The following is a 15,501-nucleotide window of genomic DNA, read 5'->3' as shown; positions in this document are numbered from 1 at the left end:
GGCGATGCGTCAGTCGTTCTCCCCAGGCGGGCCGCCCGGACCGGGCAGCCCCGGAGTGGGCGGCGTGGGCGTCGGCGACGGCCGCTGCGCCACATGGATGGTGATGGTGTCGCCGGGGGCGACGGTCGCGTCCGGGCCGGGCTCGTGGGCGAAGACCTGCCCCGGCGCCACCTGCTTGTCGGGCGGCGCCTCGCCCGTCACGGTCTTGCACTTGAGCCCCAGCTGCGCGAGCTGGCCGCAGGCCGACCGCTGGCTGGTGTTGAACAGGTTGGGCACCTTGATGTTGCTGGGACCCGCCGAGACGTACAGCGTGACCTTGGTCTTCTTCGGCAGCTTCTGGCCGGCGCCCGGATCCGAACGGATCACGTTGCCGCGCGGCACCGAGTCATGCGTCTGGACGTCCCGTGAGACGTCGAAGCCCTTGCCCTCCAGCAGCTGCTTGGCCACGACGTAGGCCTTGCCGGCCACCTCCGGGACCTCCACCAGCTCCGGCGGCTTCTTGCCCTTGGAGACGACGAGGTTGACCGAGGTGCCCTCGTCGACGGCGGCGCCCGGCGCCGGGTCGGTGCTGATGACGTGATCATCGTCGACCTCGTCGCTGTATTCCTCGGTGACCTGGCCGACCTCCAGGCCCACCTTCTGCAGCTCGGCCCGGGCGTTGCTCTGTGAGGCGTTCACCAGCGCGGCGGGCACGGCGACCTGGTCGGGCCCGCCGTCACGGGTCACCGCCCAGCCGATCAGCCCGGCACCGCCGATGAACACCACGGCCAGGGCCAGCCACAGCGCGACCTTGCGGCCCGCGCCGTCACGCTCGGGACCCCGGTCGTCGTAGTGGACCGGCGGCAGGTCGTAACCGGGACCGCCCGGCCGCCGCACCTGGGTGCGCGCGGGCCCGCCCGGCATGGCGCCCATCACCTGGGTGCCCTGCGGTTGCGCCCCCATCATCATCGTCGACGCCGCCGTGGACGACACCGGATGGCCCTGCAGGACGCGCTGGATCTCCTGCCGGAACTCGTTGGCGTTCTGGTAGCGGTGACCGGCGTCCTTGGCCATCGCCTTCAGCACCATGGCGTCGGCCCACTGGGGGATCTCCGGGTCGATCTGGGACGGCGGGACCGGCTCCTCCCGGACGTGCTGGTAGGCGATCGCCACCGGCGAGTCCCCGGTGAACGGGGGCCTGCCGGTGAGCAGCTCGTACAGCACGCAGCCGGTCGAGTAGATGTCGCTGCGGGCGTCCACCCGCTCACCGCGCGCCTGCTCGGGCGACAGGTACTGGGCGGTGCCGATGACCTGCGCGGTCTGCGTCATGGTGGCGGCGGAGTCGGCCATCGCCCGGGCGATGCCGAAGTCCATGACCTTGACCTCGTGGTTACGGGTCATCATCACGTTCGCCGGCTTGATGTCCCGGTGGACGATGCCGCCGCGGTGGCTGTAGTCCAGCGCCCGCAGGATCCCGTCGGTGATCTCCAGTGCCTTCTCGGGGAGCAGCGCGCGGTTCTCCCGGAGCAGGTCGCGCAGCGTGCTCCCGTCGACGTACTCCATCACGATGTAGGGGATGGAGGTGTCACCGATCATGTCCTCGCCGGTGTCGTACACGGCGATGACCGAGGGGTGGTTGAGCGAGGCCGCGGACTGCGCCTCCCGCCGGAACCGTTCCTGGAACGTGGGATCGCGCGCCAGGTCCGAGCGCAGGGTCTTGACCGCGACCACGCGATCGAGGCGCTGGTCTCTGGCACGGTAGACCTCGGCCATGCCGCCGCGCCCGATCACGATATCGAGCTCGTAGCGACCGCCGAGCAGCCGAGGTTGGCTCATATGTGTACTTTCCCTCGTACCTCTACACCTTGTCCTCTGAACCTAGCCGCCCGCTCTCGGTGGGTGCGGGACGTGGGCTCGGAGTTGACGGAGTCATGGTGCCGTCCGTCGGACTCGGTGTTGGATCTGGGGCGGTGGACGTCGCCCTGGGCGGTTTCCTGGTTGGCTTCTGTGAAAGGGACGCGCGGGAGTACCGGGGCGTTGACGAACGGAGGGAGCGGGTGGCGTCCTGGGCGGCCGAGCCGAGGCCCCGCCACATTGTGCCCACCGCGACGACACCGAGCAAGAGGGTCCCGGTCGCCATCGAGGCATAGTCCTGTGCCGCGCGCCGTCGTGCGGCACCGGCCCCCGGGGTGAGGGTATCCGGACTCCGCTCGTCGTCAAATCGCAGGGGGGCGGCCCGGCCGGCGGCGGCCGGCGCCAGGGAGTCGCGGACGAGCACCGCCCGGTCGGCGACCTCGTACGCACCGGCGGGACGGTCGGCGGGGCGCTTGGCCAGCAGATCGGCGACCAGGGCCCGGACCGGCGCGGGCACCGACTCCGGCAGCGCGGGCGGCGCGGAACGTACGTGCTGGAGGGCCACCTCGGCCGGGGTCGCACCCTTGAACGGCACGTGCCCGCTCAGGCATTCGTAGGCCACGACCCCCAGCGAGTAGAGGTCGGCGGCAGGGCTGGCGCTCTGGCCGGAGGCCCGTTCGGGCGCGATGTAGGACGCCGTGCCCATCACCACCCCGGTCTGGGTCTGCGAGGCCGCCGCCGGCCGGCGCGCGATGCCGAAATCGGTGATCTTGACGATGCCGTCCCGCGTCACCATCAGGTTGCCCGGCTTGACGTCGCGGTGCACGATCCCGGCCGCGTGGGCGGCGGCCAGCGCCCGCGCCGACTGCGCGACCAGGTCGAGCACCGTCGCCACGGGCAGGGCCCCGGCACGGGCGATGATCTCGGCCAGCGGCTCGCCGTCGATCAGCTCCATGACCAGGTACGTCCGGCCGTCATGGGTGCCGGTGCCGTACACCCGGGCGATCCCGTCGTGACGCAGCGCCGCGGTGAACTCGGCCTCGCCCTGGAACCGGGAGCAGGCGGCGGGGTCGGACATCAGCTCCGGCCGCAGCAGCTTGACCGCGACCTCGCGGCCGTTAACCGCGTCCGAGGCCCGCCAGACCTCGCCCATCCCCCCGATGGCCAGCCGCTCCCGCAGCCGGTACCGGCCGTTCAGGACGAGGTCGCCGCTCATTTGCTGACCACCGCCCGCATGATCGCGCCCGCGATCGGGCCGGCGTTCTCGCCACCGCTGCCGGTGCCCTCGGTCACGACGGCGAACGCGTACCGGGGGTTCTGCACCGGAGCGAACCCGGAGAACCAGCGGGCGTTGGGGTTGCCCAGCCCCTGCTCGGCGGTGCCGGTCTTGCCGGCGATGCCGAACTGCGCGAGGTTGCGCGCGGTGCCCTCGGTGACCACGGCCCGCATCATGTCCGCCAGCTGGTCGGCGGTGTCGCCCTTCATCGCCTGCGAGAACTGCTTGGGCTCGGCGTTGTACAGCTCGCTCTGGTCCTTGGCCCGGACCTTCTCCACCAGGTACGGCTTCATGATCTTGCCGTTGTTGGCGACCGCCGCGGCGACCATGGCCATCTGCAGGGGAGTGGCGCGCACGTTCTCCTGCCCGATGCCGGAGCGGGCGGTGCCGTCCTGGCCGGTGGGCTCCATCTTGCCGGTCTCCGGGTTGCGGACCTCGACCGGGACGTCGCTCTCGGCGGCGCGCAGGTTGGGCTCGATCTGCACCGGCCGGTTGAACCCGAACTTGCTGGAGCCCTGGTTGAGCTTCTCGATGCCCATCTTCATCGCCATCTCGGCGAAGGTGGTGTTGCAGGACTCGGCGAACGCGCCGCGCAGCGGGGCACGGCTGCCGCAGTTGCCGGTGTCGTGCGAGTTGGGCAACGCCTTGTTGGACCCGGGCAGGATCAGCGTTCCGGTGTTGACGGTGCTGGAGGAGCTGAGACCGTTCTGCTCCATCGCGATGGCAGCCGTCACGGTCTTGAACGTCGAGCCGGGCGGGAAGGTCTGGCTCATCGCGTTGTCGATCAGCGGCTTGATGACGCCGGCCTGCTTGTCGAGCTGCTCCAGCCGCTTGCCGCCCTTGAGCCCGGTCTGCGGGGCGACCTCGTTCGGGTCGAACGAGGGGAACGACGCGAGCACCACGATCGCGCCGGTCTTGACGTCGATCACCGCCGCGCCCGACCGCCGCGACGTCTTCTTCAGCTGCGCGTACGCGACCTGCTGCGCCCGGGGGTCGAGCGCCAGCTCCACGTTGGCGCCCTCGGCCTTCTTGCCGATGAAGGTGTCGAACCAGCGCTGCTGGGTGATCCGCTTGTCCTTGCCGCCCAGCAGCGAGTTGTAGGCCATCTCGACCTTGGACGCGCCACCGTTGAAGTACCCGGTGACGGGCGAGTAGATCATGCCGTCCTTGTACGTGCGGCCGTACTTGGGGTTGTCCTTGCCGGTCTCCTTCGAGGAGACCAGGACCTGGCCGCCCGCGATGATCTGCCCGCGCGGCGCGTTGAACACGTCGGCGTACTGCCGGGAGTTCTTGCTGTCGGTGCGCAGCGCCTCCGCCTGGCTGCCCTGCATGTAGTTCACCTGGGCCATCAGCCCGAAGAACAGCAGCATCGCGAAGATCGCGACCCTGCGCAGCGGCTTGTCCATGTTCATCGGGGAGAGCTCACCTCATACTCACGATCTGGGTCATGCCCTCGTCCTGGATGGCCTGCGGCGCGGGCTTGCGCGCGTCGTGGCTCATCCGCGCCAGGATCGCGATGAGGATCCAGTTGGCCATCAGGGAGGAACCGCCCTGGGAGAGGAAGGGTGTCGTCAGACCGGTGAGGGGGATCAGCTTGGTGACACCTCCGACGATGACGAACACCTGGAGCGCCAGGACGAACGACACACCACCGGCGAACAGCTTCAGGAACGGGTCCCGCGCCGCGATGGCGGTCTTCATGCCGCGCTGCACGATCAGCGCGTATATCAGTAGCAACGCCATCAACCCGGTCAGGCCGAGTTCCTCGCCGAGCGAGTCGAAGATGAAGTCGCTGAACGACAGCGGGGTCTGCCAGGGCTGGCCCTGGCCGAGGCCGGTGCCCAGCACCCCGCCCTGGCCGAGCGCGAACAGGCCCTTCATCAGCTGCGCGCTGTCGGAGTACTCGCCGCCCAGCTTGGCGCAGGCGCTGAAGCCGGGGAACCCGCTGCCCGCGGCGGCCTCCTGCTTGTAGATGTCGGTGTCGGGGTTGACCGGGACGACCTTGCCGCTCTCCAGCAGGCAGCCGCCGTCGAAGTAGGGCTTGGGGTTCTGCCAGATGTCGATCCGCTGGTTCACGTGACCCATGAACGGCAGCAGCGTGGCGATGAAGATGCCGACCGCCAGCAGCCCGACGCCGATCAGCACCCAGGAGACCCGCTGCGTGGCGATGTAGAGCATCGACACGAACAGGCCGAAGTACAGGAGGGCGGTGCCCAGGTCCTTCTGGACGAACAGCACGCCGAGGCAGAAGATCCAGATGACCATGATCGGGCCCAGGTCCCGGGCCCGCGGCAGGCTGAACGGCCCGATCTTCTTGCCGATCAGCGACATCGCCTGCCGCTTGTTCACCAGGTAACCGGCGAAGAAGACGACCAGCAGCAGCTTGGCGAACTCGCCGGGCTGCACCGAGAAACCGCCGATCGAGATCCACACCCGGGCGCCGTTGATCTGCCGGCCGATGCCCGGCACGATCGGCAGCAGCAGCAGGATGATCGCGCTGAGGCCGATCAGGTAGGTGTAGCGCTGCGCCGTCTTCGGGGTGAACGACAGCGGGGCGTCGGTCTTGTCGGTGTCCCGCATGATCAGCACCGCGGCCACGAACAGCCCGATGCCGACGAAGGTCCACATCAGCTGGGACGGGGCGTCGGCGGCGTCCTTGACCGCGGTCCCCTCCAGCAGCGCGGCCCGCTTGTCCGCGCTGGTGTCCAGGTCGAGCCGGTAGATCATGGCCAGCCCGACGCCGTTCAGCGCGACCGCCAGCGGCAGCAACAGCGGGTCGGCGTACGGGGCGAACTTCGCCTGCACGAAGTACGCGGCGAACGCCAGCACCGCCAGGCCGCCGCCGTAGCCGAACAGCCCCGCCGGGATGCTGCCGTCACGCGCCAGCCCGACCTCCGCGAACGCCGACAGCGTCAGCACCATCGCGAAGATCAGCAGCGCCAGTGAGGCGGCGTTGCGGCGCTGGTACGGCAGCTGAGCCCGGATCTGGTCCCCGATGGAGCTCACTTACGATCCCCCTCCACTGGACGGGCAGTCGGGGATCGTCGAACGGTTGTTGCCCTTGCAGGCGTTCACGCGCCCGTTCAGCCGGTTCAGCTCGGCCTCGGCGGCGGCCAGCCCGATGAACGCCCGCTGGCCGCCCTGGACGGCCTTCATGTCGCTCTCCGGCAGATCGCTGAGCGCGATGCCGCTGTCCTTGACCTTGACCTGCTGGCAGGCCTCCTGGCCCTTGCCCTTGAAGACGACGACCTTCCCGCGCTCCACGGTGAGGACGTACTTGCACACCACCTTGCGGAGCGCGTCGATCCCGCCGGGCCCGTCCACCGTGTAGGTGTCCTTCACCGCCTGCTGCTTGTCCAGCGGCAGGTCCGCCACCATGATCGGCGGGTTGGGCTGGTCCTTGGCGTCGGCCTTGCGGGACAGGTCGAGCCCGGGAAGCTTCTGGGTGGTACCGCGGAAGAGGACGACCTGCCCGCTCTCCTGGCCGATGTAGTAGCCGCTCTTGATGTTCTGCAGCGCCACGACCCCGACGGCGGCCACACCGACCACCACGACCCCGGCCGCCCCGATCAGCCAGGCCCACTTGCGGGCGCCGCGCGTGGCCCTCGGCCGCGCCATGGCGCCCGGCGGCGGCGTGCCCATCGGCTCGTTCATCGGCAGCGGCGGCGGCCGTTCGTCCACGGCGACCGGCGGCTGCGGCATCGTGTCGCGTAGCTGCGCGGCACGTCCGGCGGGCGTGTCGGCCGGGGCCCCCTGGCCGCCGCCCGGATTGCCCGGGACCTCCGGCGGACGGGCGGTGGCCGCCGCGCCCACCGCATGCCCGGGGCCGCTCGGCGGCGGCTGGTTCCCCAGCTCCACCACGTCGGCGACCACGCAGGTGATGTTGTCGGGTCCCCCGCCGCGGTTGGCCAGGTCGATCAGCTGCCGGACCGCGTTCTCGGGGTCGTCGACGTCGGTCAGCACCTGGAAGATCGTCTCGGCGGTGACCACGCCCGACAGGCCGTCGGAGCACAGCAGGTAGCGGTCGCCGACCCGGGCCTCGCGCAGCGACAGGTCCGGATCGACCTCGCCCCGCCCGTCCAGCGCGCGCAGCAGCAGCGATCGCTGCGGGTGCGAGGCGGCCTCGTCCGGGCTGATCCGCCCCTCGTCGACCAGCGACTGCACCAGCGTGTGGTCATGGGTGATCTGGAACAGGCTGCCGTCGCGCAGCAGGTACGCGCGGGAGTCCCCGATGTGCACCAGCGCGACCTGGTTGCCCGCCCACAGCATCGCGGTCAGGGTCGTGCCCATGCCCTGCAGCGCCGGATCCGACTCGACGATCCGGTGCAGGTTGTCGTTGGCCGCCTTGACCGTGTGCTCCAGCGCGGCCAGCAGCTCGGGCGCCGGGAGGTCCTTGTCCAGCTTGCGCAGCTCGGATATGGCGGCGGCGCTGGCGATCTCGCCGCCGACATGGCCGCCCATCCCGTCGGCCACCGCGAGCAGGTGCGCGCCCGCGTACGCCGAGTCCTCGTTGCCCTCGCGCAGCATGCCGACGTCGGAGCGCGCGGCGTAGCGGATTCCCAGAGTCATTTGCGCAGCTCGATCACGGTCTTACCGATACGGACCGGCACGCCCGGAGGCACCGGCATGGGGCGGGACACCTTGGTGCGTCCCAGATAGGTCCCGTTGGTCGAGCCGAGATCTTCCACGATCCACTGACCGTCCTGCGGATAGAGCCGGGCATGCCGGCTCGAAGCGTAGTCGTCGGTCACCACGAGCGTGGAGTCATTGGCCCGGCCGACGGTGATGGGAGCCCCCGTGAGGTCGATGACGGTGCCCGCCCGCTCGCCCTGGACGACCACCAGCTTGTTCGGGGCGCTGCGCTGCGGCGCCCGCTGCGCCTTGGGCGGTTTCGCCGCCTTGGCGGGGCGCGGCTGGGACGCCCGCCCGGCGGCCTTCGAGCCGAAGAGGTCGGCCCGGATCACGCCGACGGCCGCGATGACGAAGAGCCAGAGCACCGCGAGGAACGCCAGCTTGATCAGCGTGAGGGTGAATGGGGACATCGGAGTCGGGGTTACTCCCTATCGCGGCGGAACACGAGTGTCGTCCGGCCCATCGTGACCCGTGAACCGTCGACGAGCGTGACCCGCCTGATCGGCTGACCGTTCACGAAGGAGCCGTTGGTCGACCCTAGATCGACGAGAGCGATTTCGGGACCTTCTACGCGGATCTCGGCATGATGCCGCGAGACGCCCGGGTCGACAAGGCGCAGATCGCAGTCCGTGCCGCGGCCGAGCAGTGTGACCGGGGTATTGATCTCATAGGTGCGCTGGGTGGCGTCGCCCCCCTCCACCGCCGTGGTGACCAGCAGCCGCGGATGACCGCCGAAAACTCCGCCCCGCCCCTGCGGGACATCGCTCACCGGCTTGCGGATCTCGCCGCCCTCGACCGTCGAGCCCCGGATCACGCCGGACCGGATCCGGAACATGCCCGTGGCCAGGTCGCCGGCGTTCTCGAAACGGACCCGCACCGGCCCCACGAAGGAGTACCCCTGCTCCTTCGCGTATTCTCGCGCCAGGTTCGCCAGCTCTTGGCTGAGGCTGTCGGCGTAGACCTGCAGCCGCTGCCCGTCCTGCTCGGAGATCTCGACGACGAAGTCGTTCGGCACCAGGGTCCGCCCCTGTGCGACGATCGCGGCCCGGTCATCCATCTCGCGCTGTACGGCGCTGGCCACCTCGACCGGCTGCAGCTCCGACTTGAAGGCCCGGGCGAAGGCTCCTTCGACCATGCCCTCGAGCCGTCGCTCGAAGCGCTGAATGACGCCCACGGGCACCTCCCTTCCCCACTGGTAGACGATCGTATCGGTGCGAAGGTTCGCTCGAAGTATCTGGCTACCTAACCACTCCTCTGACCGTGCTAGCCTTTTCGAGCACCCCCGGGAACGGGGAGGTCACCCGGGCGGGTGGCGGAACGGCAGACGCGCACGGTTCAGGTCCGTGTGTCCGCAAGGACGTGAGGGTTCAAATCCCTCCTCGCCCACTCGGAGTTGGGGGAGTGTGGTCGCGGCTTGAGGCCGCTTCCGTGCTCCTCCTCGTCATTTTGCCCAGGGGGACGACCCCCTGGAACCCCCGGTGTGCTCGGGCTTCGCCCTCGCCTGGCGGTTCGCGGCCTGGGGCCGCTTCCGCGCTACCGCAGGTTCCTGTCAAGGGAAGGCCACCTGGCCCCCTGGTGTGCTCGGGCTTCGCCCTCGCCTGGCGGTTCGCGGCCTGGGGCCGCTTCCGCGCTACCGCAGGTTCCTGTCAAGGGACGGTTGCCTTGCCGCCGGTGTGCTCGGGCTTCGCCGCTTCGCCGCTTGGGGCCGCTTCCGCGCTCCTCCTCGTCATTTCGATCCGTTGACGCACCGGCTGGCGCTGTATGCGGACGGACGCGAGGTCGCCGAGCACAGCGGGCCGGCGGGTGAGTTCTCCGTGCCGGAGGGTAAGGCGCGCTACCGGCTTGAGTGCGACATGGACGCCTCGAAGGTCCTGCCCGTGTCGGTCCGGACGGCGACGGCCTGGACGTTCACCTCGCGGGCCCCGTCCGGCCACTCCTCCGAGCCGCTGCCGCTGCTGCTTGTGGACTACGACCTGGCGCTGGACCTGCGCAACCGGCCGGTGCCGGGTAAGGAGTCGGTCTTCACGGTCAGCCGGTACGCCGGGGCGTCCAGGGTGACGTCGTTCACGCTGTGGACCTCTGCCGACGACGGTGCCACGTGGACCAAGGCCGCGGCCCGTTCCCTGGGGGACGGCCGCTACGCCGCCGTTCTGCCCGCCTCCGGCGGCTCAGCCGAGGATGCCGCGGTCGTAGGCGGCGGCTACGGCGGCGGCGCGGTCCTTGACGCCGAGCTTGGCGTAGATGTGGGTGAGGTGCGTCTTGACGGTGGCCTCGCTGATGAACAGCTCGGCGGCGATCTCGCGGTTGCCGGTGCCCCTGGCGACCAGCCGGATGACCTCGCGTTCGCGGGCGCTGAGCGATCCGCCGTGCGGTGACCGTACGCGGGAGACCAGGCGGGAGGCGATGGCGGGCGAGAGGACGGTCCGGCCCTCGGCGGCGGCGCGGACGGCGGTGAACAGCTCGTCGCGCGGCGCGTCCTTGAGCAGGTAGCCGGTGGCGCCCGCCTCGATCGCCGGGATGGTGTCGGAGTCGGTGTCGTAGGTGGTGAGGACCAGGACCTTGGACGGCAGGCCGAGACGGCCCAGCTCGGTGATCGCCTCGACCCCCCCGCCGCCGGGCATGCGCAGGTCCATGAGGACGACGTCCGGGCGCAGCCGGGTGGCGAGCGCGACGGCCTCCCGGCCGTCGGCGGCCTCGGCGAGGACCTCGAAGCCGGGGGCGCTGGCGAACATGCCGCGCAGACCGTCGCGGACCACCGGGTGGTCGTCGACGATCAGCAGGGTGATGGTGCGGTCAGCCATGGCTGATCAAGGGTACGCGGGCGGAGACGGCGGTGCCCTGCCCCGGCTCGGACTCGATCTCCAGGGTGCCCAGCACCCGCTCGGCCCGCTCGCGCATGCCGTTCAGGCCGAAGCCGCGGGTGGGCCGGGAGAAGCCGCGGCCGTCGTCGCGGACGTCCAGGGTCACCTCGTCGTCCATGTAGGAGAGGGTGACGCCGATGCGGCCGGCGGCGGCGTGGCGTACGGCGTTGGCGAGGGCCTCCTGGGCGATGCGCAGGAGGGTGGCCTCGATCTCGTCGTGCAGGGGTTCGACGGTGCCGGTGACGGTGAGGCGGGCCGCCGGATGGGCGTTGACGATCTTTTTGAGGGCCTCGGGGAGGGTGGCGTGCTCCAGCGGGCTGGGAGCGAGGTCGTGCACGGAGCGGCGGGCCTCGTTGAGGCTCTCGCGGGCCAGGGCGGCGGCGCGTTCGACGTGCCCGCGGGAGGTCGCGGGGTCGGTGGTGTCGGCCGCCGCCTGGAGCTGGGTGATGATCCCGGCCAGGCCCTGCGCGATGGTGTCGTGGATCTCGGCGGCGAGCCGCCTGCGTTCGTCGCTCACCCCGGCCTCCCGGGCCTGGACGAGCAGCTGGGCCTGGAGTCCGGCGTTCTCCCGCATGGCCTGTTCCAGGCGGGCGTTGGTCCGTTCGAGCTCGTCGATGGTGGCCTTCTGGACCTCCGACTGCCGGGCGTCGCGGTCGGAGAGGTCGCCGATGACCAGCACGAGCAGGCCGTTCAGGAGGAAGAGCCCGCCGTAGACGGCCCAGCCGAGCAGCCCCTTCGGCGGCAGTCCCCCCGCCTGCGATCCCGCCATGGTCACCGCGGTGACGACCGCTCCTGCCACGGCCCAGCGGTGTGGCAGGAGCCATCGTGCGTCGAAGTAGCCGATGACGGCGTAGATCGCGAAGAAGGGGTTCAGCCAGCTCAGGATGAAGCCCGCAACGGTGCGAAGCAGGTAATAGGTGTGGCCCGGTATCCGGTGGGTGCTCCACAGGAGTTGCAGCACCAGCGCGGTGACGGCGATCGGCACGGCGGTCCGCTGCTCGGCGGGCGTCATCAGTTCGTCGCGGGTGGAGAACGTCAGCACGGCGCCGAGGGCCAGGAGGCCGTACGGCCCCCAGCGGAAGAACCGCTCCCAGTGCTTCTCGACCGTTATCACCAGGCCAGTGTGCGTCATTCCCACCGGAACCGTCGGATCGCGACCCAGACCAGCAGTGCGGTCCACAGCGCGGTGACGCCCAGATGCGCCGTCTCGGGCCAGTCGCCGCGGCTCGCCTCGTCCAGGGCCTGGGAGGCGGCGCCGAACGGCGAGAACTCCAGGACGCGCTGGAGGGCGTCCGGCATGACCTGGACCGGGACGTACACGCCGGCGGCGAACATCATCGGGAAGAAGAAGATCGAGCCGACCACCGCGGTGCCCTTGGTGGTGCGCGCCAGGGAGGCGATCGCCGCCCCCATCGCCAGCGCGCTCAGGGTCGCCAGCACGAGCGCCACCGCGTACCCGAGGAGGTGGCCGGGGAGCGCGACGCCGAAGGCCAGCCGCCCCACCAGGATGGCCAGCAGGGCCGCGCCCAGCGCGCCCGCGCCGTGCAGGACGATCTGCGCCCCCAGCAGCGAGGCGGGCCGGACCGGGGTGGTCGACATGCGGCGGAGGATGCCGCGCTCCCGGTACCCGGCCAGGACGGGCGGCAGCGCCTGGAGCCCGGACATGATCAGGGCGAGCAGCACGGTGACCGGGACGTACAGGTCGACGACCCGGCGCCCGCCGAGGTCGGGGGAGTTCTCCCGGAACGCGGGGATGAGGCCGAGGATCGTCAGCAGGATCGTGGGGAACGCCACGATCCAGAACAGGCTGACCGGTTCGCGGACGAAGAGCCGCGACTCGGCCTTCAGTACGGCGGCGGACGCGGACACGTCAGGCCTCCTGCTTCTCGGTGAGGTCGAGGAACGCGTCGTCGAGCGTGGCGTCGGCGACGCGGAGCTGGTGCGCGGTGATCTGGGCGCGGGCGAGCAGCGAGATGACCGCGTTGACGGTGGTGTCGGACCCGTGGATGGTCACCCGGTCGTCCTGGTGGGCGACGGATTCGGCCTCGGGGAGGTCGGCCAGTTCCCGCTCGTCCAGGGGACGGGAGGGGGTGAACGAGATGACGGTGTTGCCCGCGGTCCGGCGGATCAGCCCTGCGGGGGTGTCGAGGGCGGCGACGCGGCCGTCGCTGATGACCGCGATCCGGTCGCAGAGGCGCTGCGCCTCCTCCATGAAGTGGGTGACCAGCAGGACGGTCACGCCCGAGTCCCGGACGTCCTCGATCAGGCTCCAGGTGTCGCGGCGGGCGCGCGGGTCCAGCCCGGTGGTCAGCTCGTCCAGCACCACCACCCGGGGGCCGCCGATGAGGGCGAGCGCGATGAACAGGCGCTGCTTCTGCCCGCCCGACAGGGCGGCGAAGCGGGTGGTGAGCTTGGGGGTGAGCCCGAGACGTTCGGCCAGGTCGCGCCAGTCGGGCTTATTCCGAGGCCCCTCCGGTCCCCCGGTGCCGCCTGGTTCGGGGTAGAAGGCGCTGTAGAGCTCCAGCGCCTCCCGTACGGTCAGGTTGGCCTGGAGCTCGCTCTTCTGGAGCTGGGCGCCGAGGATCCGGGTGATCCGTTCGCGGTCGGCGACGGGGTCCAGGCCGGCCACCCGGACCGTCCCGGCGTCGGGGACGCGCAGCCCCTCGACGCATTCGACGGTCGTGGTCTTGCCCGCGCCGTTCGGGCCGAGGATCCCGAAGATCTCCCCTTCCTCGACCGTGAAGGCGACCCCGTCCACCACGGCCCGGCCCCCGTAGACCTTGCGCAGGCCGTTGACTTCGATGATCGGCATGTTCCGAGCATCGCCCGGGACGGGGCCGCGGGACATCGTCCGGGCCGCTCGACCCGGCATCGGCCGATCGGCTGATGCCGGGTACGACCCCGCCGGGCCCCGCCGGGCCCGGCGGCGGGCGGTCAGCGTTCCCAGATGCGGCTGTCGAGGTCGGTGCCGCGGACGACCTGGATCCGCCACGGCTCCAGGCGCAGGACGTGGAACTCGGGGTCGGCGGGCCCCTTCCAGAAGGCGCCGGGATCGTAACCGGCGCCGGGTGGGCTGCCTTTGACGTAGAGGTCCCACACGTGCCGTTTCACGGACGGGTCGCCGGTCCATTCGGCGACGGTGTCCACGTACACGGCGTTCTGCCGCGGGTTCCAGTAGGAGAAGGTGGTGTGCGGGTTCCCTGCCAGGTGGGCCGCCTTGACCGGGGTCCTGTACGTGCCCAGCCAGCCCAGCGGGATCCCGTCCTTCATCTCCCATACGGGGATCAGCACGCGCGCGCGGGGGCGGGCCTGCGCGTCCACCGTGGTCATCGTCGCGTACACGATGTCGCCGATGTAGGTGTCGAACGCGGTGCGGATCTCGGCGAAGTCCTTCACCCTGGTGGTCATCGAACGGCTCCCGTCACTTCCGGTGCGGTGGTGGGGGCGGGGGTGGCTCCGGTCCTCGTGCGGGTGCGGAGGCCGAACGCGATGACGGCCGCGCCGAGGACGGACGCGACGACCGGGACCAGCGCGGCCGTCCGGATCGAGGCGAAGCCGTCCGCGGCCGTTCCGCTCCCGGCGAGCGCGGCGACCTGGACGGCCGTCACCGCCGAGATGCCGATGGCGGCGCCGAACTGGAACGCGGTGTAGAGCAGGCCGCCGGCCAGCCCCTGCTCCTCTTCGGCGACCCCTTCGGTGGCGGCGATGGTGACCGGGCCGTACACCAGCGCGAACGCCAGGCCGATCAGGAGCACGGTCGGGAACATCGCCGCGTACACGGTGTCCGCTCCGACCGGCAGGAACAGCGCGTAGCCGGCCGTCGCCAGCACGAACCCGCCGAAGATCACCCGGGCGGTGCCGAACCGCCGGACCAGCCGCGGGGTGAGGGTCGGAGCCAGTACCGCGTCGATGCTCACGACTATCAGCGCCAGCCCGGTCTCCACCGTCGACCAGCCGCGCAGTTCCTGAAGGTAGAGCGTGGCCAGGAACACGAAGCCGAAGAAGCCCGCCGCCAGCAGGCCGCCGGCGGCGTTCGCCCTGACCAGGGAGCCGTTGCGCAGGATGCCCGGCCGGACCAGCGGGGCGGACGACCTCCGCTCGATCGCCGCGAACGCGGCGAGCAGGGCCAGCCCGGCGGCGAACGTGACGGCGGTCAGGACGATGCCGCGGCCGGGGTGCTCCAGCCGGACCACGCCGTAGACCAGCAGCAGCATCGCGCCGGTGACGGTGATCGTCCCGGCCAGGTCGAAGCCGCCCGGGGCGCGGACGGGCGTTCCGGTGTCCTTGATCAACGGGATCGCGATCAGCAGGATCGCCGTGGCCAGCACGACCGGCGCGAAGAACACCCACCGCCAGCCGATCGCGGTCAGCAGGCCCCCGGAGACGAGGCCGAGGGAGAACCCGGCCGACGCGACCCCCGCGTAGACGAGCAGCGCCCGGTCGCGCAGGGGCCCCTCCGGGAAGCCGGTGGTGATCAGGGAGAGCCCGGCGGGGGCCATGAACGCGGCGGCCACGCCCGTCATGAACCGGGCGAGCAGCAGCATCCATCCCTCGGTGGCGAAGCCGCCCAGCCCCGAGAAGACCACGAACACCGCCAGCCAGAAAAGGAACATCCTGCGCCGTCCCAGCAGGTCGGCGGCGCGCCCGCCGAGCAGCATGAAGCCGCCGTAGCCCAGGACGTAGGCGCTCACCACGCCGCTCAGCATCCCGGTGGACAGGTCCAGGTCGGCGCGGATCGCGGGCAGCGCCACGTTGAGCATCGCGATGTCGGCGCCCTCCAGGAAGATCGCGCCGCACAGCACGAACAGCACGCCCCAGGCGCGCGCGTCCATGCGGGCCGGGACGCCGGACGGCGCGTCCGGCGGTGACTCGGGGGTGGACATGACGTCTCCTCTCGGC

At 71.0% G+C, this 15,501-nt stretch carries 13 protein-coding genes and 1 tRNA gene; 1 reads left to right on the top strand and 13 read right to left on the bottom strand.

The window, feature by feature from the left end:
• Positions 1-9: 9 nt before the first annotated feature.
• Genes pknB through IW256_RS31570 form a run of 7 tightly spaced genes read right to left on the bottom strand, consistent with a single transcriptional unit; the run spans position 10 to position 8,915 of the window.
• Positions 10-1,815, bottom strand: a complete 1,806-nt coding sequence (gene pknB, locus IW256_RS31600; RefSeq protein ID WP_197014426.1) for a Stk1 family PASTA domain-containing Ser/Thr kinase — start codon at positions 1,813-1,815, stop codon at positions 10-12.
• Between the two features lie 22 nt (positions 1,816-1,837).
• Entirely contained in the window at positions 1,838-3,049 is a 1,212-nt protein-coding gene (locus IW256_RS31595) for a serine/threonine-protein kinase (RefSeq protein WP_197014425.1), read from the bottom strand.
• A complete protein-coding gene (locus tag IW256_RS31590; RefSeq protein ID WP_197014424.1) occupies positions 3,046-4,521 on the bottom strand; it encodes a penicillin-binding transpeptidase domain-containing protein in 1,476 nt (491 codons plus the stop codon). The genes IW256_RS31595 and IW256_RS31590 overlap by 4 nt, the downstream gene beginning before the upstream one ends.
• Positions 4,522-4,531: 10 nt before the next feature.
• On the bottom strand, positions 4,532-6,115 hold the full coding sequence (locus IW256_RS31585; RefSeq protein ID WP_197014423.1) for an FtsW/RodA/SpoVE family cell cycle protein: 1,584 nt from the start codon (positions 6,113-6,115) through the stop codon (positions 4,532-4,534).
• Positions 6,116-7,678 (bottom strand): PP2C family serine/threonine-protein phosphatase, encoded by a 1,563-nt coding sequence (locus IW256_RS31580; protein WP_197014422.1) that lies wholly within the window; start codon positions 7,676-7,678, stop codon positions 6,116-6,118.
• A complete protein-coding gene (locus IW256_RS31575; RefSeq protein ID WP_197014421.1) occupies positions 7,675-8,151 on the bottom strand; it encodes an FHA domain-containing protein FhaB/FipA in 477 nt (158 codons plus the stop codon). The genes IW256_RS31580 and IW256_RS31575 overlap by 4 nt, the downstream gene beginning before the upstream one ends.
• An 11-nt stretch (positions 8,152-8,162) precedes the next feature.
• A complete protein-coding gene (locus IW256_RS31570) occupies positions 8,163-8,915 on the bottom strand; it encodes an FhaA domain-containing protein (RefSeq protein ID WP_197014420.1) in 753 nt (250 codons plus the stop codon).
• A gap of 129 nt (positions 8,916-9,044) precedes the next feature.
• Here IW256_RS31570 and IW256_RS31565 point away from each other — a divergent pair.
• Positions 9,045-9,127 (top strand) — tRNA-Leu (locus IW256_RS31565).
• 782 nt (positions 9,128-9,909) lie between these two features.
• Here the strand turns inward: IW256_RS31565 and IW256_RS31560 are convergent.
• The 6 genes from IW256_RS31560 to IW256_RS31535 all read right to left on the bottom strand — a co-directional run bounded on the left by IW256_RS31560 (position 9,910) and on the right by IW256_RS31535 (position 15,485).
• On the bottom strand, positions 9,910-10,542 hold the full coding sequence (locus IW256_RS31560; RefSeq protein WP_197014419.1) for a response regulator: 633 nt from the start codon (positions 10,540-10,542) through the stop codon (positions 9,910-9,912).
• Entirely contained in the window at positions 10,535-11,716 is a 1,182-nt protein-coding gene (locus IW256_RS31555; protein WP_307829243.1) for a sensor histidine kinase, read from the bottom strand. The genes IW256_RS31560 and IW256_RS31555 overlap by 8 nt, the downstream gene beginning before the upstream one ends.
• A 14-nt stretch (positions 11,717-11,730) precedes the next feature.
• Complete coding sequence (locus tag IW256_RS31550) at positions 11,731-12,471, bottom strand: ABC transporter permease (RefSeq protein WP_197014417.1); 741 nt, start codon at positions 12,469-12,471, stop codon at positions 11,731-11,733.
• A 1-nt stretch (position 12,472) separates the two neighbouring features.
• Positions 12,473-13,414: an ABC transporter ATP-binding protein gene (locus IW256_RS31545; protein ID WP_197014416.1), complete on the bottom strand. Its 942-nt coding sequence runs from the start codon at positions 13,412-13,414 to the stop codon at positions 12,473-12,475.
• A 122-nt stretch (positions 13,415-13,536) separates the two neighbouring features.
• A complete protein-coding gene (locus tag IW256_RS31540) occupies positions 13,537-14,010 on the bottom strand; it encodes a pyridoxamine 5'-phosphate oxidase family protein (RefSeq protein ID WP_197014415.1) in 474 nt (157 codons plus the stop codon).
• Complete coding sequence (locus IW256_RS31535) at positions 14,007-15,485, bottom strand: MFS transporter (protein WP_197014414.1); 1,479 nt, start codon at positions 15,483-15,485, stop codon at positions 14,007-14,009. The genes IW256_RS31540 and IW256_RS31535 overlap by 4 nt, the downstream gene beginning before the upstream one ends.
• Positions 15,486-15,501 lie beyond the last annotated feature (16 nt).

The organism is Actinomadura viridis (assembly GCF_015751755.1).
GTDB lineage: Bacteria > Actinomycetota > Actinomycetes > Streptosporangiales > Streptosporangiaceae > Spirillospora > Spirillospora viridis.
The sequence above is the reverse complement of the archived record's forward strand: the minus strand, read 5'-3'. Positions and strand labels throughout refer to the sequence as shown.